Origin of the sequence: Kribbella sp. NPDC048915 (assembly GCF_040649595.1) — a bacterium.
Classification (GTDB): domain Bacteria; phylum Actinomycetota; class Actinomycetes; order Propionibacteriales; family Kribbellaceae; genus Kribbella.
Window position 1 is genome coordinate 100,748 of record NZ_JBEZFT010000013.1, and the last position, 19,738, is coordinate 120,485.

General features: G+C 68.7%; 19 protein-coding genes. 10 read left to right on the forward strand and 9 right to left on the reverse strand.

Annotated features, from left to right (window positions below; genetic code table 11):
* Positions 1 to 58: 58 nt before the first annotated feature.
* The 4 genes from AB0B82_RS10295 (at position 59) to AB0B82_RS10310 (ending at position 3,672) form a co-directional block, all read left to right on the forward strand.
* The gene (locus AB0B82_RS10295) at positions 59 to 484 is read left to right on the forward strand and encodes a nuclear transport factor 2 family protein (protein WP_360164780.1); all 426 of its coding nucleotides are present in this window, start codon (positions 59 to 61) and stop codon (positions 482 to 484) included.
* 238 nt (positions 485 to 722) lie between these two features.
* Positions 723 to 953 carry a hypothetical protein gene (locus AB0B82_RS10300; RefSeq protein WP_360164782.1) on the forward strand — a complete coding sequence of 77 codons (231 nt, stop codon included), beginning with the start codon at positions 723 to 725 and terminating at the stop codon, positions 951 to 953.
* Positions 950 to 1,996, forward strand: a complete 1,047-nt coding sequence (locus AB0B82_RS10305; RefSeq protein WP_360164784.1) for a hypothetical protein — start codon at positions 950 to 952, stop codon at positions 1,994 to 1,996. Before AB0B82_RS10300 ends, AB0B82_RS10305 begins: the two co-directional genes overlap by 4 nt.
* A gap of 479 nt (positions 1,997 to 2,475) precedes the next feature.
* Positions 2,476 to 3,672, forward strand: a complete 1,197-nt coding sequence (locus AB0B82_RS10310; protein WP_360164786.1) for a M20 family metallopeptidase — start codon at positions 2,476 to 2,478, stop codon at positions 3,670 to 3,672.
* A gap of 121 nt (positions 3,673 to 3,793) precedes the next feature.
* On the opposite strand, the gene AB0B82_RS10315 is transcribed toward AB0B82_RS10310, so the two are convergent.
* Positions 3,794 to 4,264: a MarR family winged helix-turn-helix transcriptional regulator gene (locus tag AB0B82_RS10315; RefSeq protein ID WP_360164788.1), complete on the reverse strand. Its 471-nt coding sequence runs from the start codon at positions 4,262 to 4,264 to the stop codon at positions 3,794 to 3,796.
* A gap of 96 nt (positions 4,265 to 4,360) precedes the next feature.
* Here AB0B82_RS10315 and AB0B82_RS10320 point away from each other — a divergent pair, with 96 nt between their 5' ends.
* Positions 4,361 to 4,783, forward strand: a complete 423-nt coding sequence (locus tag AB0B82_RS10320) for a nuclear transport factor 2 family protein (protein ID WP_360164790.1) — start codon at positions 4,361 to 4,363, stop codon at positions 4,781 to 4,783.
* A gap of 1,194 nt (positions 4,784 to 5,977) precedes the next feature.
* Here AB0B82_RS10320 and AB0B82_RS10325 read toward each other — a convergent pair.
* Positions 5,978 to 7,462, reverse strand: coding sequence for a M12 family metallo-peptidase (locus AB0B82_RS10325; RefSeq protein WP_360164792.1), 1,485 nt, complete (start codon positions 7,460 to 7,462; stop codon positions 5,978 to 5,980).
* Positions 7,463 to 7,611: 149 nt separating this feature from the next.
* On the opposite strand from AB0B82_RS10325, the gene AB0B82_RS10330 reads away from it, so the two are divergent.
* A complete protein-coding gene (locus tag AB0B82_RS10330) occupies positions 7,612 to 8,073 on the forward strand; it encodes a YciI family protein (protein WP_360164794.1) in 462 nt (153 codons plus the stop codon).
* Here AB0B82_RS10330 and AB0B82_RS10335 read toward each other — a convergent pair.
* Genes AB0B82_RS10335 through AB0B82_RS10345 form a run of 3 tightly spaced genes read right to left on the reverse strand, consistent with a single transcriptional unit; the run spans position 8,055 to position 10,444 of the window.
* A complete protein-coding gene (locus tag AB0B82_RS10335; protein WP_360164796.1) occupies positions 8,055 to 9,173 on the reverse strand; it encodes a zinc-dependent alcohol dehydrogenase family protein in 1,119 nt (372 codons plus the stop codon). The two genes, AB0B82_RS10330 and AB0B82_RS10335, sit on opposite strands and share 19 nt — an antisense overlap.
* Positions 9,170 to 9,586 carry a thioesterase family protein gene (locus AB0B82_RS10340; protein WP_360164798.1) on the reverse strand — a complete coding sequence of 139 codons (417 nt, stop codon included), beginning with the start codon at positions 9,584 to 9,586 and terminating at the stop codon, positions 9,170 to 9,172. The genes AB0B82_RS10335 and AB0B82_RS10340 overlap by 4 nt, the downstream gene beginning before the upstream one ends.
* 12 nt (positions 9,587 to 9,598) lie before the next feature.
* Positions 9,599 to 10,444, reverse strand: a complete 846-nt coding sequence (locus AB0B82_RS10345; RefSeq protein ID WP_360164800.1) for an SAM-dependent methyltransferase — start codon at positions 10,442 to 10,444, stop codon at positions 9,599 to 9,601.
* 230 nt (positions 10,445 to 10,674) lie between these two features.
* Between AB0B82_RS10345 and AB0B82_RS10350 the strand changes: the two genes are divergently transcribed.
* Positions 10,675 to 12,030 carry an MFS transporter gene (locus AB0B82_RS10350; RefSeq protein WP_360164802.1) on the forward strand — a complete coding sequence of 452 codons (1,356 nt, stop codon included), beginning with the start codon at positions 10,675 to 10,677 and terminating at the stop codon, positions 12,028 to 12,030.
* Here the strand turns inward: AB0B82_RS10350 and AB0B82_RS10355 are convergent.
* The 4 genes from AB0B82_RS10355 to AB0B82_RS10370 are packed head-to-tail and all read right to left on the reverse strand — an operon-like array spanning position 11,932 to position 16,224.
* A complete protein-coding gene (locus AB0B82_RS10355; RefSeq protein ID WP_360164804.1) occupies positions 11,932 to 13,191 on the reverse strand; it encodes an ABC transporter permease in 1,260 nt (419 codons plus the stop codon). The two genes, AB0B82_RS10350 and AB0B82_RS10355, sit on opposite strands and share 99 nt — an antisense overlap.
* A complete protein-coding gene (locus tag AB0B82_RS10360; RefSeq protein WP_360164806.1) occupies positions 13,185 to 13,874 on the reverse strand; it encodes an ABC transporter ATP-binding protein in 690 nt (229 codons plus the stop codon). The genes AB0B82_RS10355 and AB0B82_RS10360 overlap by 7 nt, the downstream gene beginning before the upstream one ends.
* Positions 13,871 to 15,166, reverse strand: a complete 1,296-nt coding sequence (locus tag AB0B82_RS10365; protein WP_360164808.1) for a peptidoglycan-binding protein — start codon at positions 15,164 to 15,166, stop codon at positions 13,871 to 13,873. Before AB0B82_RS10365 ends, AB0B82_RS10360 begins: the two co-directional genes overlap by 4 nt.
* Positions 15,163 to 16,224 carry a hypothetical protein gene (locus AB0B82_RS10370; protein ID WP_360164810.1) on the reverse strand — a complete coding sequence of 354 codons (1,062 nt, stop codon included), beginning with the start codon at positions 16,222 to 16,224 and terminating at the stop codon, positions 15,163 to 15,165. The genes AB0B82_RS10365 and AB0B82_RS10370 overlap by 4 nt, the downstream gene beginning before the upstream one ends.
* 112 nt (positions 16,225 to 16,336) lie before the next feature.
* Between AB0B82_RS10370 and AB0B82_RS10375 the strand changes: the two genes are divergently transcribed.
* The 3 genes from AB0B82_RS10375 to AB0B82_RS10385 are packed head-to-tail and all read left to right on the forward strand — an operon-like array spanning position 16,337 to position 19,313.
* Entirely contained in the window at positions 16,337 to 17,035 is a 699-nt protein-coding gene (locus AB0B82_RS10375; protein WP_360164812.1) for a response regulator transcription factor, read from the forward strand.
* Entirely contained in the window at positions 17,025 to 18,881 is a 1,857-nt protein-coding gene (locus tag AB0B82_RS10380; RefSeq protein WP_360164814.1) for a HAMP domain-containing sensor histidine kinase, read from the forward strand. Before AB0B82_RS10375 ends, AB0B82_RS10380 begins: the two co-directional genes overlap by 11 nt.
* A gap of 9 nt (positions 18,882 to 18,890) precedes the next feature.
* Positions 18,891 to 19,313, forward strand: coding sequence for an MmcQ/YjbR family DNA-binding protein (locus AB0B82_RS10385; protein WP_360164816.1), 423 nt, complete (start codon positions 18,891 to 18,893; stop codon positions 19,311 to 19,313).
* Positions 19,314 to 19,738 lie beyond the last annotated feature (425 nt).

Genomic DNA, 19,738 nt, shown 5'->3' on the forward strand with positions numbered 1-19,738 from the left:
ACGACCGGTCCGGGGCCGCGACAACCGGCCGCGGCCTTTCGGGTGAAAGGGGGCCCCGATGTCTGTGGCACAGACCGAATCCACGCTGCGCGACTACCTCGCCGCGTTGCTCAACGGCGGTGACTTCGCGTCGTACTTCAGCGACGACATCGTCTGCACGGTGATGGAGACCGGCGACGAGGTCCGCGGCCGCGACGCCGCGCGTGAGTACGTTGTCGCACTGCACACCCAACTGTTCGACGCCACACCGGAGGTCCGGAACATCGCGTTCGGTGACGGCATCGCGGCGCTCGAGGCGGTGTTCGTCGCCAAGCACACCGGGGAGTTCGCCGGCATCCCGGCCACCGGCGTGACGATCCAGTCGCCGTACAGCATCTTCTTCGATGTCGACGACGACGGCCGGATAACCGCGCTCCGGGCCTACTTCCCGATGATCGCGATCGTGCAGGAGCTGCAGGCGAAGGCCGCGGCCTCCTCGAACTAGCAGGAACTGACGCACCGGATGCGGGATACCCAGCATCCCGCATCCACTGACGCACGCGCGCGGAGTTATCCACAGCTACAAAGTTCGCCGCAGATTCCGGGTCCGATCTCCGTATGTTCTCCGCCGACCTCACAACTCGGGAGAACATCACATGCACCCCACCACCCGCACGCCAACCGTCACCCCCACCTCCTCGAACACCTCCACAACCCCACCGCCCGCCGCCCGCCCCCTTGGATTGCCCACCGCCTCGAGCTCCGGACCGAGCGGTGCGCTGGGCGGTGCGACGACGGGTGGTACGGCGACGGGCGGCGCGGCGGCCGCGCGTGCTGAGCGGCAGGCGCGGGCCGACTGGCTGATCACCGAGCTCGGCCGGCTCGCGGCCCAGGCCGAGGATCCGAACGATCGCGCCCGCATCCGCCGCACCGCCGACTCACTCGTCCGGCTCGCGATCGCGTTCCGCTCATGACCACAGCGACCCTCGCGCCGTACCCGGCCTCGGTCCCCGAGCTGTTCGCGGCGAGCGGCGAGACCGTCCGCGACCTCGCCGGCGCCGACCGCTCGGCGTGGAACGGCCACATCATCGAGTCCGCCGGCGTGATGCTCGGCCTCGCCCACTGGGACGGCACCCTCTACCTCGACCGCGAAGCAATCGTCGACCCGCTCCGTCACCTGTACGACCACGCAGGCGAACCCCGCCCGGACCAAACTCTGGTGGCGTACCGCGAGTCCCTGTCCACCCTCCTGCACGAGCACGCCCACTTCCTCGGCCCCGAAGACGCCAGCCAGGAAGCCGCCCGCGAAGCCTTCACCAAGCCCGGCAGCCGCCCATTGGAAGAAGGCGTCACCGAGGCCTGGGCTCACGACCACCTCGACGAGTTCATCCGCCGCCTGGGCATCGACAAGGTTGCCCCCGGCATCAATACCGTTCGCACCGACGGCTACTACGCCGCCTTCGTCCCCGCCATTCGCGAACTCACCACCCACCTCGACACCCACAACGGCTTCCCTCCGGGCCACACCCTTACCCTCCTGAACCGCCAAACCGCCGCCGGCCAGTTCCCCCTGCTCACCGACCTGACCTGCACAGCCCACTGCGCCGAACCCACCCCCGAAAGCAAAGCCCACTTGGAGTCCACCCTCCGCACGTCCCTGGCCAGCCTGGAACCCTTCGAACTGATCCCACCCCAACAAGCAACCCAGAACTCGCTGTCCACAGCCGCCCAACTGCTCACCAGCCTCCACCAGACAACCAACCACCCGCTCCCGGGACAGATCGACCGCGGACAGGCCGTCCGGGGAGGTCCTCACCCCGGTCACGCCGACGCCTGCACGCTCCCGCCTCCGCAGGACGTGACGCCGACCGCTGCACCGTCGCCCCACGACACAGCCTTCGCCGGCCTACCCGCCCCAACGCACGCATCCCGCCCCACGACGCCTCCCCACGGCGGGCCCGCCCGCAGACCACCCAACGCACCCCAGGCCCGGAAGTCGTTCACAAGAAGGGAATAGCAGGTCTTCCAACTGATGTGGTGAGCCGGTTTCCGCCAACGAAGATGTGGACGATCGCCGCCCGGGGTGAGCATGCCCGGCGTGATGAAGGTTGGTGTGGCGAGGGTTGGTGTGGCGAGGGCTGGTGTGGCGAAGGCCGGCGTGACGAAGGGCCGGCGTGACGAAGGGCCGGCGTGACGAAGGGCTCGCGTGACGAAGGCTGGATGATGGGGCGTGGGGGTTGTTGTAGCCGTGGATCTATGGAGGGTTTTCTCCGTCTGGCGAGGCAGAATCCTCCACTGTCGTGCGGAAAATCCTCCTAGGTTTTCCCGGTCGGCCGTGCCGATTCGGTGCGCGAGCCACCCGGCGAACACGCCGAAGTCAACCGCCGCCTAGATTGCTCGGCTCTGCGGACATCACCCCTCCGCACGCGGCGGCGGACAATCGATGGGAGGCTGGACCGGTCAGTTGACTCGTACGGAGTGAGCGGAGGCGTGCACGTGGAGCTCGAGGTGGAGGCGTCGGGGATCCTGTCCGACCTGGTGGACCTGCGACGAGCTCTGCATCGGGAACCCGAAGTCGGGCTGGTTCTGCCGCGGACTCAAGAACTGGTCCTGGATGCCCTGTCCGGGTTGCCGCTCGAGGTGAGTACGGGCCGCGAGCTGACCTCGGTGGTTGCCGTGCTGCGTGGTGGCGCGCCGGGACCGACCGTCTTGTTGCGAGGCGACATGGACGGCCTGCCCGTGGCAGAGGAAACCGGGCTGCCCTACGCAGCCGAGAACGGGAACATGCACGCCTGTGGACATGATCTGCACACCGCTGGACTCGCCGGTGCCGCCCGGTTGCTCAGTGCACATCGGGAGGAACTGCGCGGCAACGTCATCTTCATGTTCCAGCCAGGCGAAGAAGGTCTCGACGGCGCCGGCTACATGCTGCGCGAAGGTCTCCTGCACGCGAGCGGTGACAAGCCGATCGCGGCGTACGCGCTGCATGTCTGGTCGCAGGCAGAGAAGGGAACGTTCCAGCTACGGCCCGGGACGATGATGGCGAGCTCCAACCAGTTGCACATCACCGTGCGCGGCAAGGGTGGCCACGGCTCGATGCCGAACACCGCAGTGGATCCGGTCCCGGTCGTTGCGGAAATCGTGCTCGCGCTGCAGGCGTACACCACGCGGCGCGTCAACGTGTTCGACCCGGTGGTGATCACGGTGACGCAACTCGAAGCAGGCGTCGCGATCAACGTCATCCCGAACACCGCCCGCTTGGGTGCCACCGTACGAACGTTGTCGGATGCAACGCTCGACCAACTCACCCGCGAACTCCCCGCTCTGGCGCAGCGGATCGCGGCGGCGCACGGTTGTACGGTCGACGCGCGCCTCGACCCGCAGTACCCGGTCACGGTGAACGACGCCGCCCGTACGGCGGAAGCGACCGACGTACTCACCAACGCATTCGGCACGAACCGCGTGCAGCGGTTGGAGTTCCCGCTGATGGGCGCCGAGGACTTCTCGATGGTGCTCCGCGAAGTCCCAGGCACCTTCGTCATGGTCGGCGCCCGCCCCGACGACGTCTCCGCCGAGGAAGCCCCCTCCAACCACTCCAGCATCGTCCGCTTCGACGACACAGTCCTCGCCGACACCGCTGTAGCCCTTACCCACCTGGCCACCCAGCACCTCATCCCCACCCAGCCCCAGTAGCCAGGCCTTTCTCCCCGCCCAAGCCCCCTCAGCACGGCCGCCGCAGACTGCACGGGGCAGCACGGGGCGGAGGGGCCGCGGGGACGTCTGAGTGGCAGGGCCTGGGGCGGCGGGCGTGGAGTCAGGTTGGGTTGGCCAGGTGGGTGTTGATGCGGGTCAGCAGGGTGAAGAGCTGGGTACGGTCGGCAGCACTCAGGGGTGCGGTGATGTGGGCGTTCGCCGAGGCAAGAATGTCGTCGAGTTCGGCCAGGCGGCGTTGGCCGGCGGGGGTGATGGTGATGATGTTGCGGCGCTTGTCCGACGGGTCAGGGGCGCGGCGGATCCAGCCGCCTGCGCTCAGTTCGTTGAGGACGGCGACGAGATCGCTCTTGTACACGCGGGCCCGACCGGCAATCGCGGCCTGGCTGGCGGGGCCGAACTCGGCAAGCGCAGCAAGTACGACGTAGTGGTCCTTGTGGGCGCCCACCGCGCGGAGTGCGTCAGCCGCGACGCGCTGGGTCTGTGCCGCGGTCATACCGAGCAGCCGTGACAGCTGGCGTTTGAGGCGCTCCGGCGTCTCGTCGCCGTGATCGAACCGCAGGTCGCCTTCCATGGAAATCAGCATACGCGATTGCGTTAGTCGGACTAACGATCTACAGTCGTGGGCAAGGCCAACGTTAGTACGGCTAACTATCTAGGAGATTCCGCCATGACCGGACTGCAAGACCTCATCGACCGTGCCGAACTGACTGACCTTGTCGCGCGCCACAGCCTGTGGATCGACGAGCGGCAGTACGACGAGAGCGATCGCATCTTCACCGAGGACGTCGTACTCACCTCTCGTCACGGTGACGCACAGGGCATCGCGGCGCTCATCGAGACCGCGAAGGCGCGGCACGACAAGTACGTACGCACGCTGCATACCAAGTCGAACCTCGTGATCGAACTCCACGGTGACACCGCCACAGTGCGCGCGCACGACACCGCCGTCTATGTACTCGACGACAAAACCGAGGCGATCGCTGCCGCAGTCCACCGGTACGAGGCCCGCCGCACATCCAAGGGCTGGCGTTTCAACCACCTCGAAGTCGAACCGGTAGCCCTCACCACCCCACTCACACGAGCCCTCTGACCGAATGCCAGACACCCGGACCACCAACCGACACACCTGACACGACCGCGGGTCAACTGCCGTGGCCGCCGACGGCCCGTCGCGGCGGGGACGGCCCCGTCGGCGGGGACGGCCCCGTCGGCGGGGACGGTCTGTGCAGGCTGTGGTGGGGGTTGGGACCAGATCCTGCCGCTCTGCCGCCCGTACCATGGATCGGCTGCTACACCCGTGAGCCAACTGCGATGGGTGTGAACAGGATGCGGTGGGTTCTGACCTGAAATTGCCTGTTCAACCCCACCGGTACTGGTACACACCCCCACGAGGTGGCTGCGCGGCGCAGACAGGCGCGTGGTGGCAGAGCGCGTGGTGGCAGAGCGCGTGGTGGCAGAGCGCGTGGTGGCAGAGCGCGTGGTGGCAGAGCGCGTGGTGGCAGAGCGCGTGGTGGCCGGCCGAGCGGCGGGTCAGCGCGCGGCCAACTACGGTGGGCGTGAACAGGACGTGGTGGGCTCCGACCTGAAATTGCCTGTTCAACCCCACCACCACATGCGCACACCCACCAGACGTGACTGCATACGAACAGGTCCACGGCAGCCGAGCGCGTGGTGGCCGAGCGCATGACAGCCCAGCGCGTGGCACCTGGGCTCGTGGTGGCCGGCCGAGCGGCGGGTCAGCGCGCGGCCAACTACGGTGGGCGTGAACAGGACGTGGTGGGCTCCGACCTGAAATTGCCTGTTCAACCCCACCGGTACTGGTACACACCCCCACGAAGTGGCTGCGCGGCGCAGACAGGCGCCTGGTGGCAGAGCGCCTGGTGGCAGAGCGCCTGGTGGCAGAGCGCGTGATGGCAGAGCGCGTGGTGGCAGAGCGCGGCGGGTGTGTGGTGGTGCGTGGGGAGGAACCCGGGGCCGTCGGTCTCGGTGGGAACGGCGGCCCCCGGGGGTTCGGTGGGCTGGTGATACTCGGCTGGTGCACCCGGGCTTCGCGCGCCCCGGGGGTTCGGTGGGCTGGTGATACCCGCTTGGTGCACCCGGGCTTCGCGCGCCCCGGGGGTTCGGTGGGCTGGTGATACCCGCTTGGTGCGCCCGGGCTTGGCGCGCCCCGGGGTACGCACCTGGCGCTACTCGCTTGGTTCCGTCAGCGCTCCCAGCGGCGCCGCCTTGGTCGGTCCCCGCGGGCTTGGTTGGTGGGACGCGGGTGGTGCCGAGTTGGTTGGGGTCAGCCGGTGGTTACTCGGACGGTGTAGGCGCCGCGGCTGCCGTAGGTGGAGTAGCCGGTGTTGAGGGGGTTGCCGTAGCCGGTGTTTTCGATGCGGAGGTAGTAGCGGCCGGCGGTGACCTGGCGGCTGAGGGAGGCGCTGAGGCCGGTCGGGGTGGCGGAGTTGGATTGGCCGGAGGCAGGGTCGGCGGTGGCGACGACGGCGCCGGAGGAGTTCAGGAGTTGGAGTTTGATGTCGAGGTTGCCGCCGGACGGGGCCGCGTTGGCGGCGAAGGTGAAGGTGCCGGCGGAGAGGTCGATGCGGAAGGTGTCGACATCGGAGTCGTTGGCGTAGTTGCCGGAAACGGCGGTTCCGAGGGTCAGCGCAGTCGCGTCACCCGTACCGTTGCCGTGGTCGTCGCCGCGCAACGCGAGCCCGTTCTGGCCGGCGACCGCGAAGTCGTCCTCCTTGTTGTTGGCGCCTGAGTACTCGCCCTTGCTCCATTGGCTGATCGCCTTGGAGTAGCCGACGCCCATGATCGGGGCCCAGGCGCCGTGGCCGGCGTAGTACCCGACCGACGAGGTGCCGTCGTGCGACAGGCCGACGTTGTGACCGGCTTCGTGCGACGCGGCCTCGGCGATGTTCTTCGCACCGGTGCCGACGCCCTTGGTGAAGACGAGAGCGGGCTGGTAGTACGAGTGGTTGCTGGTGTTGTCGTACACGCCGACGTACGCGACGCCGCCGCATCCGCACCCGGACTGGTACCAGGTGGTCGGGTCGATCAGGACACGGGTGCCGTACTGCTGGTCGGACGACCCGGAGCGGGTGATCGCGGACGCCGCGGGTTCCTGCGTGGTGACGTCGACGTCGAACGGCGCGTAGTCCTCGGCGATGCGGGCCCAGACGTCGCGGACCACGTCCTGCTCGGCCGTACTCCAGTTGTTCGGGTTGCCGTCGGTGTCGTACGGCGTGACGTTGACGGTGGCTGGTTTGCCGCCGGTGTTCCACGCCGTACCGGTGATGGTGTGGCCGTCGAAGTCGAGGTAAATGACCCGGTTCGAGCCGGGCTTGCTGTGCAACTCGAAGGCCGGTCCGGTCGCACCGGCGACGGCGCGCTTGGCCCAGCGGGGTGACGCCGCGGCGGACGACTTCAGTTCGGGCGCGGTGGCGACGGGTTCGCGGTAGAAGAGCCTGCCGCCGCGGTCGAGCCAGGCGCTTCGGTCGGTGGCCAGGATTTCGCGGAGGTGGTCGGCGGGCACCTTGTTCTGGGCGGCGACCTCGGCGAGCCGTGACTCGACGCGGCTGAGCGCGGTCTTACCGGGCAAATCCTGACCGAGCACCTGGTCGATCGGCAGTGGCGACGGCTGCTGGGCGCCGGCCTGGTTGCCGAGCGCGACGGCCAGGCCGCCGAAAACGACGGCGCCGGCACAGGCGAGCCCGGCGACGCGGCGGGCGCGGAAACGGGCGAACGGAGAGGCGGAATGGGGGCGGGGGCGGTTAGGCATGGGGCGGGAACTCCTCGGGTACTCCGGCGTGCCTCACTTGACATACTTACGAGCGGTGTGCGCGGACGCACTGTGCGTAGCCTGCCGGATTGTCCCTGCCGCTGTATAGATTCAGCTCAGGATTTAACGCCGAGTTGGGAGGGGTCTCGATGCGCTACATGATGATCTTCAAGGGCAGCGACGAGTTCGAGGCCGGGCAGCCGCCGAGCGCGGAGGGCGTGACGGCGATGGGCCTGGTGATGGCCGAGATGGCCGAGAAGGGTGTGCTGCTCGCGGGTGACGGCCTGCTGCCCAGCTCGTACGGCTTCCGGATCCAGCTCGACCAGGGCAAGCGCCGCGTGGTCGACGGTCCGTTCGCCGAGACCAAGGAGCTGATCGCCGGGTTCTGCCTGATCGAGGTCGCGTCCCGCGAGGAGGCGATGGAGTGGGGCTGGCGTTGCCTGGCGGCGGACGCGAAGACCATCGGCGACCCCGAGTCGACCGGGTTGCTGGAGATCCGGCCGGTCGCGACGGCCGAGTTCTTCGGGGACAACTACACGCCCGAGGCGCAGGAGCGCAACGAGCGCACGTTCCAGAAGGCCGCCGAGAACCTTCAGAACAGCAGCACCTGACGGGTCGACCGGCCGGCCCCCAGGTCGTCGAAGGCCTCGTTCAGTTCGTCGAGCCGCACCGTCGCGCTGAGCAGCCGATCGACCGGCAGGCGGCCGGCGCGGTACAGGTCGACGTACCGCGGGATGTCGCGCGACGGCACCGACGAGCCGAGGTACGAGCCCTTCACCGTGCGCTCCTCCGCGACCAGGCTGACCGCGGGCACGCTGAAGGACTGCGACGGATGCGGCAGTCCGACCGTGACCGTGGTGCCGCCGCGGCGCGTCGCGGCGTACGCCTGCTCAAGCACCTTGGCACTCCCGACCGTCTCGAAGGCGTACTCCGCGCCACCGCCGGTCGCCGCGCGGACCTGTTCAACGGCGTCGGCGTCCCGCGCATCCACCACCGCGGTCGCGCCCAACTCTCGCGCGAGGACGAGCTTCGACGGTACGACGTCCACCGCGACGATCGGATGCGCTCCGACGAGGACGGCACCGAGCAACGCCGACAAGCCGACGCCGCCCAGGCCGAAGACCGCCGTACTGCGACCTGCCTGGACGCGGGCCGTGTTCACCACCGCACCCACACCGGTCATGACCGCGCAGCCGAAGAGCGCGGCGATCTCCGCAGGGATCGACGCATCGATCGGCACGGCCGAGCGCGCGGAGATCACCGCATGGTCGGCGAACCCGGACACCCCGAGGTGGTGGTGCAGCGAACCGTCGGAACCGGTGAGGCGGCGAGTGCCGGCGAGCAACGTGCCGGCGGTGTTGGCCGCGGCGGCAGGTCCGCACAACGCGGGTCGCCCGTCCGAGCACTCCGAACACTCACCGCAGGCAGGAACAAAGGCACAGACAACCGCATCCCCCGGTGCGAAACCAGGGGCCTCCGACGCCACCACCTCACCGGTCGCCTCGTGACCGAGCAGCATCGGCATCACCCGCGGCCGCGACCCGTCGATCACCGACAGGTCCGAATGGCACAGCCCGGCCGCGCGGATCCGGATCAGCAGCTCCCCCGGCCCCGGTGCCGCAAGCTCGACCTCTTCCACCTGCAGCGGCCGCGACTCGGCGTACGGCGCGGACCGGCCCAGCTCCCGCAGTACGGCGCCACGCACGATCATGGCGTGATCCCGTCAAGGGCCGCGCGGATCGCGTCCGGCACCGGGACCGGGCGCCGATCGTCCCGCCCGACGAAGACATGCACGAACCGGCCCGTCGCGGCCGGCTCGGCGGAATCCTCACGGAACAAGGCGATCTCGTACCGCACGCTCGATGTCCCGAGCTTCGCGCACCGCAACCCGGCGTCCACCACGCCGGGAAACGACAGCGACTGCTTGAACGTGCACTGCGAGTCCACGCACAGCCCGATGATCTCGCCGCGATGGATGTCGAGGCCACCACGGCGGATCAGGAAGTCGTTGATGACCGTGTCGAAGAAGCTGTAGTACTCGACGTTGTTGACGTGGCCGTAGACGTCGTTGTCCTTCCACCGCAGCGTGATCGCCAGGTGGTGCGGATACGCGGCCCGGTCCATACGTCCCAGCCCTCAGGGCTTGCGACCGACACCCACCCACAGGCTGCACATGATGTCGGTGAACTCGCCCTTGTCGACCAGCTCCTGCGTCTCGTCGTCCGGGTACCACCGGAACGGCGACACGACACCCGGCTCGATCAGCTCGGTGCCGTCGAAGAAGCGAGTGACCTCTTCCTTGCTGCGCACCTGCGCCTCGCCGCCGTCGGCCTTGTAGACGACCATCGCGCGCTCCCACAGTTCGGGCGCGAAGTCCGGCGTGCAGTGCGAGAAGATCAGCAGCGATCCCGGCGCGAGCGGCTCGACCAGCTGACGGACCAGGTCGTACGGCTTCAGGTGGTCGGGCAGGTAGTGGAAGACGCCGACGATGCTCAGCGCGACCGGCTTGCTGAAGTCGATGAGCTCCTTGACCTCTTCGGACTCCAGGATCGCCTGCGGCTCGGTGACATCGGCCTGCAGGTACGCCGTCCGCCCTTCCGGTGAGCTGACCAGCAGCGCGCGCGAGTGGGCCAGCACGATCGGGTCGTTGTCGGCGTACACGACGTGGGCCGACGGGACGATCTTCTGGACGACCTCGTGCAGGTTCGGTGCGGTCGGGATGCCGGTGCCGATGTCGAGGAACTGCGTGATGCCCTGCTCAGCGGCGTACTTGGCCGCGCGGTGCATCCACATCCGGTTGGCCCGGGCGGCGGTGCGGAAGCCGGGGAACGCCTGCAGCAGGTGCTCGGCGGCCTGCCGGTCGATCGCGAAGTTGTCCTTGCCGCCGAGGAAGTAGTCGTACACCCGGGCACCGTGTGGGCGGTCGAGCTTGAGCTGCTCGTACATCCGCGGGTCGACGTCGGCGTCCTGCGATTCAGCCATAGAAATCCCATCCGCGCTGCGGCTCGAAAGCGATGAGCCATCGTAACCGGTGCACAACGGTCTGTGACACCGCAGAACGACAGTACCGCTCCTCGCCGCCGATGCCATCAGCTCCGGCGCGTCCCGCGACGGCCTTAACAGAGGATTGAAGCAAGCGCCCAACAACATCCTGCGCACTGTGACCGCTCGGGGCCGGTCTGATTGGCGCAGGCGGCGGATACAGTGCTCGCGTGCGGTTCATCCGGGATCTGTGGACGCTGCTGCAGCGGCGGGATTTCCGGCGGCTGTTCGCGGTGCGGTTGAGCTCGCAGTGCGGTGACGGGGTCTTCCAGGTCGCGCTCGCGTCGTACGTGCTGTTCTCCCCGGAGCGGGCGCCCGATGCCGCCGCGATCGCGGGGCTGTTCGCGGTCTCGCTGTTGCCGTACTCGATTCTCGGGCCGTTCACCGGCGTACTGCTCGACCGGTGGTCACGCCGCCAGATCCTGTTCGGTGCGAACCTGACCCGAGCCGCACTGGTGATCGGGATCGGCGCAATCGTCGCCGCCGACAACACAGGGATCCTGTTCTACACCGCCGTACTGCTCACGCTCGGCGTCAACCGGTTCCTGCTCTCCGGACTGTCCGCGGGCCTCCCGCACGTGGTCGAGCGCGGCGAACTGGTGATGGCCAACGCGGTCACGCCCACCTCGGGTACGGCGGCCTTCCTGGTCGGCGGCGGGATCGGCGCCGGGGTCAAGCTGCTCGCCGACTCGGACCTCGTCGTCCTCGGCCTGACCGTCGTCATCTACGCGACCGCCGCGCTGCTCGCTCTCCGGTTGCAGCGCAACCAGCTCGGCCCGGACCTGAACGGCGACGAGCCCGGCGTCCTCGAAGCGCTCCGCACGATCGCGGCCGGCCTGGTCGACGGCGGCCGGCACCTCCGCGAGCGCCGCCAAGCCGCGCTCGGCCTCGCGGCGATCGGCTCACTGCGGTTCTTCTTCGGGCTGATGACGGTCGCGATGATCCTGCTGTACCGCAACTACTTCTACGGCCCGGGCGAGCTGGATCGAGCGTTCGGTGGACTCGCGATCGCGACCGGTGCGGTCGGTGCCGGCCTGTTCGTCGCCGCGCTCGTGACGCCCTGGGGCACGCGCGTGCTGTCGCTGCGGCAGTGGATCACGCTCCTGTTCGCGATCGCCGCCGTGGTGACCGTGGTACCGATCGGGCTCTACACCCAGGTCGCGATGGTGATCGGCGGCTTCCTGGTCGGGTTCTGCGCGCAGGGCATCAAGATCAGCGTCGACACCCTCGTCCAGACGGGTGTCGACGACGTGTACCGCGGGCGTGTGTTCGCGCTGTACGACATGATCTTCAACGTCGGGCAGGTCTCCGCGGCCGCGCTCGGCGCGGTGATCCTGCCCGCCACCGGCAAGTCCTACGCGGTGCTCGCGCTGATCGCCGCCGGTTTCGCGCTGACCGCTGTGGTGTACTCCCGGGCCTCGCGGGATTCACGTACCGCGCAGGGCGGTGATCGGCTGGATGGCGGAGGCTTTCCAGGCGGGGTAGGTACCGGCGACCAGGCCGATGAGCGCACCCAGCAGGGGTGACCCGAACGCGAGCCAGTGGTCCAGGATCGGCGTCCAGTCCCGGATCCACGAGACGCCGACGGTGAGGATGACGCCGACCGCCGTCCCGAGCAGACCGCCGAGGAAACCGACGATCACGCTCTCCACCAGGAACTGCACCGCGATGTGCCGGCGCGCGGCACCGAGGGCCCGGCGCAGACCGATCTCCGAGATCCGTTCCAGCACGGACAGCAGCGTCACGTTCGCGATCCCAAGACCACCGACGAGCAGCGCCACCGCGCCGAGCAGCAGGAACAGCGCGTTCAGATCGGACTCGACCCCCTGACGGACGGGGCCCTGCTTCGGCGGCGCGTCGACGCTCAGCCGGCTCGGGTCGTTCGGCTCGATCGCGATCGGTGCCTGCTCCGCGATCAGCTGCGCGGCGCCGACCGCCGTGCGGATCTCGACCGCGTCCGGCGCCTCGAGGTCGTACGCCGTCCGCGCCGTACCGTTCGGCATGATGACCGCGTCGTTCAGGTCGGCGCGACCGCTGACGGAGTCGAGGATGCCGATCACCGTGTAGGGCTCGTCGCCGATGAACACGGCCGGCTGCGAGTCGACACGGTTGATGCCGAGCCGCTCCGCCGCGTGCTTGCCGAGCACCACCACCTTGTCGGCTCGCCGATCGTGGCCCTCGTCGAAGAACCGGCCGGTCTGCAGCATCGCGCGGACGGCGTCCCAGAGTCCCGCCGATCCGGCCATCACTTGGAGCGCTTTCCCGGTGTTGCCGTCGACACCGGTCACGTTCTGGACCAGATCGTCACCGATCTCCAGGACGCTGACCGTGCCGGCCGCCTCGACGCCGTTCAGCCGGGTGAGCCGCTCGGGCGCGTTCCACGGGAGCTGGGTCGCTGCCTCCTCGCCGTTGTCCTCGGGCTGAACGACCACCCGCGTCGCAGCCGCGAGGTCGAATCGCTGCGTGATCTGACCGGCGGCCGTCTGCCCAAGCCCGACCGTCGCGACCAGCGCCGCGACTCCGAGCACGGTGCCGAGCGTGGTGAGGATCAACCGCGTCGGTCGCGCGGCGACGCCGGCCAGCGCCTCGTCCAGCAGGTCTCTGACTGCCGGCCGAGATCTGAACCGGCGACGCCGCGCCGTGGACGGCCCGCCGGCCGGATCCGGGGGGCCTGCCTGGGTTACCACTGGAGAGTCCCGTCGACGATGCGCACCTGACGCTGGGCCCGGCGGCTGACGTGGTCGTCGTGGGTGATGACGGCCAGCGTCATCCCCTCGGCGTGCAACTCGTCGAAGACCTGCAGGATCGCCTCCGCGTTCGCGCTGTCCAGGTTGCCGGTCGGCTCATCCGCGAGCAGCAGACTGGGTTCGGCGACCAGCGCCCGCGCGATCGCGACCCGCTGCCGTTCACCCCCCGACAACGTCGTCGGTGCGAACTCCATCCGGTGCGACAACCCGACGCGCTCCAGTGCGACCCGTGCGCGCGCCATTCGCTCCCGCCGCGGCACGCCGACGTACACCATCGACAGCGCGACGTTCTCCAGGACGGTGCGGTGGTCGAGCAGATGGAACGACTGGAACACGAACCCGATCCGCTCCCCGCGCAGGACCGCCCTCCGCCGTTCGCGCAGCTTCATCGTGTCGACACCGTCGAGCCGGTAGACGCCGTCCGTCGGGTTGTCGAGCAAACCGAGCAGATGCAGCAGCGTCGACTTGCCGGACCCGGACGGCCCCACGATCGACAGGTACTCCCCCTCCCTGATGGTCAGGTCCACCCCCTTGATCGCCCGTACTTCGGGAGGTCCGGGAAAGAACCGCCGGACGCCGATCATCTCGACCACCGGCGCCGGTACCGCGACCGCGTGGTTCATCGTCCGACCACCACCTGATCGCCTTCGGCCAGCTTCGCGTCGCCCTTCGGCGTGACCTGCGCGAACCCGTCCGCGGTCAGCCCGACCGTGACCGGCACCAGCTCCACCTTTCCGTTCCGCAGTACTTCGACGCGCGCCGCGCCGTCCGATCCGGACGTCAACGCGGCCACGGGTACGGCGAGAACCTTGCCGCTGGTGCTCTGCACGGGGATCGTGACGCGCACGTTCGCGTCCCGAAGCAGCGACAACTGGCTCGCGGTCAGCGTGTTCGGTGCGACGACCACGTCGTACTGCGCACCGTTCTTCGTGATCCGGCGGACCTTGCCGGCCACGGACACGCTCTCGCCGAGATCGAGCGTCGCGGCCATCCCCGCCTTCAGCCGCTGCGCCGTCTCCGCATCGACCTTCACTGTGACGACCAGCGACGCACCGCTCGCCGACATCACCACACCGTTGACGGTGCCGCCGCGCTCGACCTTCACGTCGTCGACCCGGCGCGGCAGCGTCTTCACGTAGACCACCTCGGACACCGGCAACGGCGTACCGGCCTTGAACTCGGCCTCGTTGCGCGCGGTCTGGGCGTCCGCGAGGTTCTCCTCGGCGTCGTCGACCGCGCCCTGCTGCACCGAGAGGTCCTTCGCCTCTGCGTCCTTGGCGGCCTGGAGCTGGGACTGTGCCTGCCGCAGCTGCTTCTTCGCGGCGTCCACCTGCTTCTTCGCCTGATCGACCGCCTGGGTGAGCTGCTCCTCCGCGCCCGGCGCGTCGTACCCGGCCTGCTCGTACAGGCGTTCCACGGCCGCAGAAGTGTCCAGGTCGTACTCGTCGTCGACGTCGCCGGGATCGAGGCCGAGCCGGTCGAGCGTCTGCTCGAGCTGCAGCACGTCCGGCCCCTTGCTGCCCGGCGACAGCGTGCGGTACATCGGCAGCACACCGGCCAGCCCGATCACCGGCCGCCCGGTGATCTCGAGCAACGCCTTCCCCTCGGTGAGCGTGGATCCGACCGCGGGGACCTTGCCGGTCACGATCGGCGCCGTCTTGATCCCACTGGTCTCGACCCGGATGTTCACCGCACCGTCGAACGAGGCGTCGCCCCGGCCGACCACCTTGCTGGACAACGCCTTTTTCGCCACCGGCACCGTGATCTGCGAGGCCTTCGGCGGCGCGGTCTTCGCGGCGGCGTCCTCCGGCGAGGTGATCCGGCTGCCCGCGACCACGCCGACGCCGAGCGAGGCCACCGCCACTCCGGCCACACTCACCAGCACCCGGCGCCTCGACTTGGGCGAAGCGGTCACCGGTTCGCCATTTCGTCGCGGTACGCCTCGAGCTCGGCCTTGTGCTGATCGACGAACTCCCGCTCGGCCTCGTACTGCACCAACTTGTAGGTGTCGCCGTACCCCTTGGCCTTGCACTTGTGGTCCGCCACCGCGAGCTCGATCTCCGACGTGCGCAGTTCGGCCAGCTTCGCCGCGTCGACCTTGTCGAACGACGGCGGCCCGATGACGGTCTTGGACGGGCCGTTCTTTTCCGGCGGTTTGTTCCCGGTCAGCTCGTCGAGCTGCTTCTGGATCTGCTGGCGCGGATCGTTGATCGTCTTCAGTCCGGAATGCCCGGCGTCGGCCATGCAGTCGCTCCAACCGGAGGTCGCGTCCACGACCCGCTGGTCGGACTCGATCCGCTTCTGCAGCGCCTGGATGTCCTTGAACAGGCTCTCGAACTTCTTGAAGTCCAGGGTCCGGCCACCGTCCTCGCCGTACACCTGCTTCACCGCCTTGCCGCGGCAGCCGAGGTCGGTGGCGTTGTTCGTGCTCGGCCCGTCCTCGCCGCTGCCCTGGATCACCACGGCGCCGTTGCCGGTCGCGTTCGGGCCGTTCAGCGCCTTGTCGTACGCCTTCTGCGCGGACGGCGACAGTGCCGACCGGATCTTGGTGTTCGGATCCGAGTCGTCGGCACCGGCCTTCGACCAGTCGATCGTGCTGATGCCGTACCCGTACTGCTCGGCGAACTTGTCCGGCGGCAGGTCGAACGCGTCGCTGAACTTGCCCTTCCCGCCCTGCTCCGGCGGTACGGCGACGTACTCGAAACCGGCCGTCTTCATGCAGGCGGCGGTGGCGTCCTCGACCTTCCGCTGCTTCGCGAGCTCCTCCTCGCTCGGCTGCTGCGGGCCGCCGGCACGCCGCGCGATCGTGAACCCTCCGCTGCCGACCGAGCTGACGAAACCGTCGCCCAGGTACTCCGCGAGCGGGCTCTTGTCCCCGGTGCTGTCCCCCGACGCGACCGGCGCCTTGTCGTTGCCGCAGGCAGCGAGCGCGAGGACCGCCATCAGGGCGAGAGCTGAACGTGTCGTCTTCATGGTCGTGGAGCGTGCCGCCGGGGCCGTGAAGAACCTGTGAAGGACCGGTTTGCACCCGATGCTCTCAGCCGATCTTCATCGGATTCTCATCTCTTTCCGCGACATTGAGACCGTGGCAGCACGGATCCTGGTCGCGGAGGACGACCGCAAACAGGCAGAGCTGATCCGGCGGTACCTCGAGCGCGAGGGGCACCTGACCGTCGTCGTGCACGACGGGCGGGAGGCCATCGACGAGGCCCGCCGGCGCAGCCCCGACCTGTTGGTGCTCGACGTGATGATGCCGAAGGTCGACGGTCTCGACGTCTGCCGCGTCCTGCGCGCGGACGGCGACGTGCCGATCATCATGCTGACCGCCCGCTCCACCGAGGACGATCTGCTGCTCGGTCTCGATCTGGGCGCGGACGACTATCTGACCAAGCCGTACAACCCGCGCGAGCTGGTCGCCCGGATCCGGACGGTCCTGCGCCGGACCGGGAGCCGCGCCGAGGGCCAGGTGTACCGCGTCGGCGACCTGGAGATCGATCCGGGTCGGCACGAGGTCCGGCTGGCTGGCGAGCTGATCGAGCTGACGCCGGCCGAGTTCAAGATCCTCGCCTGCCTGGCCGCTTCGCCGGGGCGGGCGTTCTCCCGGCAGCAACTGCTCGAGCACGCGTTCGGCTTCGATCACTACGTTTTCGACCGCACCGTCGACGTCCACGTGATGAACCTGCGGAAGAAGATCGAACCGTCACCGAGCACCCCGACGTACCTGAAAACGGTGTACGGCGTGGGGTACAAGCTCGCGGACAAGGTGGCGAGCCATGCGTCGTAGCGTGCTGGTCCGGTTTCTCGCGCTGTCGCTCGCGGTCGCCCTCGGCGCCGTGATCGCCACCGCGGTGATCGCGACGTACAGCACGTCGGAGAAGCTGCAGGGCGAAATCGATGCGAACACGGGCCAGTTGCAGGTCGACGGCCAGATCTACGCCGAGCTGTCGAAGTACGCCGTCGACCATCCGAGCTGGTCGGGTGTGGACAAACTTGTGCACGAACTCGCCGACCGACTCGGCCGCCGGGTCGCGGTCGTCGCCGCGAACGGCACCGTGATCGCGGACTCGGCCCGGATGCTCGGCGCGGCACCGGAGCTCCCGTCGGTGCCTGCGGCAACCATCGACGCGCGCACCTCCGGTGCGTCGAAGCTCCCGGGCAACGCGCTCTCTTTGACCGCCTCCGCACGGACGACTGCTGCTTCCGGCAGGTTCGTCGCGACCAGCGCCATCGCACCGCCGTTCGTGGCATACCCGGACTGGGGGATGACCGAGCAGGAGCGCAAGGAACGCGACAAGTTGGCCGAGCAGGCCGTCGCCTGCTGGAACGCGAAAGGCAAGTCGGCCTCCGTCGCCAAGACCGACGGAGCCGGCCCGCAGGTCATGGTCGAGACGTCGCGCTCGATCACCGGGATCCGCGTGCTGGAGAAGGCCGGTGTCGCGTCGAAGGACGACAGCTGCACGCCGGCCGGAATGTACGCACCGAGTGCCAAGGCGAAGATCGTCAACGACGACGAGGTACGACGCGCGACCGCCTGCCTGGACGCCAAGAACCTCGACTATGAGGTCAACGCTGTCGAAGGCCTGAAGTCCGTGCAGCCCAAGAACGAGGCCGAACTCACCGAGCAGTTCGTCGACTGCACCACCCAGGCCAGTGTGCAGGCGTTGACGCCGTACGTCGCTCCGCCGGCGAAGCTGTACCTCGGTGCGAAGAGTACGTTCAACGTCTTCTCCGGCGAGGGATTGCTGCGTACTGCGGCCACGGCGCTCGGCGTACTGCTGATCGCGGCTCTCGTGATGCTCTTCGCCGGGCGACGGCTCGTCCGGCCGATCGTCGCGCTCACGGGTGCGGCGCAGCGGATGCGGAACGGTGACCACGCGGCCCGGGTACCGGTGAGCGGGAAGGACGAGGTGGCTCGGCTCGGGCACGCGTTCAACGACATGGCCGAGGCGATCCAGCAGCATGACGTGCAACGCAAGGCGATGGTCAGCGACGTCGCCCATGAACTACGGACACCGCTGGCCAACATCAAGGGGTATCTGGTCGCGTCCGAGGACGGCGTGGTCCCGCTCGATCGCGAACTGGTCAGCTCACTGCTCGAAGAGACGGGTCTGCTGGAGCATCTCGTCACCGACCTCCAGGACCTCGCACTGGCCGATGCCGGCATGCTCCGCCTGCATCCGGCACCGCGCAACCTGTCCGAGCTCGCGCAGCAGGTGGTGTCCGCGCACCGACCGGCCGCGGAGGCCGCCGACGTGACGCTCACGGCTTCGGTCGACGACGCTGCACCTGCTGTCGTCGACGGCGCCCGCATCCGCCAGGCACTCGGCAATCTGGTGTCGAACGCGATCCGCTACACGCCGCCAGGCGGTCACGTCGTGGTCGGCGTACAACCTGTGGATAACGGCTACCACCTCACGGTGACCGACAACGGCACCGGGATCGCACCGGAGCACCTGCCGCACGTCTTCGACCGCTTCTACCGCGCGGACGGCTCGCGCACCCGCTCCACCGGCGGAAGCGGCCTCGGCCTCGCCATCACCAAACACCTGGCCGAAGCCCACGGCGGACGGATCACCGTCACCAGCCGGCCCGGCACGGGCTCGACCTTCACGATCTGGCTGCCTGCTTAGACTCGCCCCATGGCTGCACGGAAGGCCCGGGTCGCGGACATCCACGAGATCGCGTCCGGGATGCCGCACGTCACCAAGTGGGAACGCGGCGACGGAACAGATCGGCCCGTGTATCAGGTCGGCGGGAAGTCGTTCGTGTTCTTCCGGACGCCGCGGCCGGACGCGGTGGACCCGATCACCGGTGAGAAGTACGACGACGTGATCATGATCTGGGTCGAATCCGAGGCCGAGAAGCTCGCGCTGGTGTCCGACGACACCACCCCGTTCTTCACCACACCGCACTTCGACGGCCACCCGTCGGTCCTCGTGCGCGCCAGCCACTTGGGCGAACTCACCAAACAGGAACTCACCGAGATCATCCAGGACGCCTGGCTCTGCCGCGCCAGCAACCGCCGCGCCGTTACCTGGCTCAAGGAACACCGCCTGAACTGATCCAGTCCTGCCCGAACCTGCGGGGATGCCGACGACCACGCCGCACCGTTGCCGACAGGATCATCGCTGACCAGATCACCGCCGGCTGGTCCGCTGGCGGATGTGTGGTTCGGCTTCTGCCAGAGGGGAGGTGATCGCGGGCCGACTGGTGCGGGATGGCTGGGGCGATGGTGGCTGGGGCGATGGTGGCTTGGCGCGACGGTGGCGCGGGGGGTGATCGGGGTGTGGGGTGATGGGGGCGCGGGGGTGATCGGGGCGTGGGGTTGTTGGATCCGCATCAATGGAGGGTTTGCCCCCGTATGGGAGGCAAAAGCCTCCAGTGTCGTACGGAAACTCTCCTAGATGATTGATGCGCGGCCCGAAGGTGTGCACGCTCGACAGTTAGTGTGGTGCGGGGCGGGTGTGTTCGGCGCCTGAATCACGCT

Coding starts and splice junctions, on each gene's coding strand:
- AB0B82_RS10295 (WP_360164780.1), top strand. CDS start 59: ATGTCTGTGGCACAGACCGAATCCACGCTGCGCGACTACCTCGCCGCG.
- AB0B82_RS10305 (WP_360164784.1), top strand. CDS start 950: ATGACCACAGCGACCCTCGCGCCGTACCCGGCCTCGGTCCCCGAGCTG.
- AB0B82_RS10315 (WP_360164788.1), bottom strand. CDS start 4,264: ATGGAAGGCGACCTGCGGTTCGATCACGGCGACGAGACGCCGGAGCGC.
- AB0B82_RS10320 (WP_360164790.1), top strand. CDS start 4,361: ATGACCGGACTGCAAGACCTCATCGACCGTGCCGAACTGACTGACCTT.
- AB0B82_RS10325 (WP_360164792.1), bottom strand. CDS start 7,462: ATGCCTAACCGCCCCCGCCCCCATTCCGCCTCTCCGTTCGCCCGTTTC.
- AB0B82_RS10330 (WP_360164794.1), top strand. CDS start 7,612: ATGCGCTACATGATGATCTTCAAGGGCAGCGACGAGTTCGAGGCCGGG.
- AB0B82_RS10335 (WP_360164796.1), bottom strand. CDS start 9,173: ATGATCGTGCGTGGCGCCGTACTGCGGGAGCTGGGCCGGTCCGCGCCG.
- AB0B82_RS10340 (WP_360164798.1), bottom strand. CDS start 9,586: ATGGACCGGGCCGCGTATCCGCACCACCTGGCGATCACGCTGCGGTGG.
- AB0B82_RS10345 (WP_360164800.1), bottom strand. CDS start 10,444: ATGGCTGAATCGCAGGACGCCGACGTCGACCCGCGGATGTACGAGCAG.
- AB0B82_RS10360 (WP_360164806.1), bottom strand. CDS start 13,874: ATGAACCACGCGGTCGCGGTACCGGCGCCGGTGGTCGAGATGATCGGC.
- AB0B82_RS10370 (WP_360164810.1), bottom strand. CDS start 16,224: ATGAAGACGACACGTTCAGCTCTCGCCCTGATGGCGGTCCTCGCGCTC.
- AB0B82_RS10380 (WP_360164814.1), top strand. CDS start 17,025: ATGCGTCGTAGCGTGCTGGTCCGGTTTCTCGCGCTGTCGCTCGCGGTC.
- AB0B82_RS10385 (WP_360164816.1), top strand. CDS start 18,891: ATGGCTGCACGGAAGGCCCGGGTCGCGGACATCCACGAGATCGCGTCC.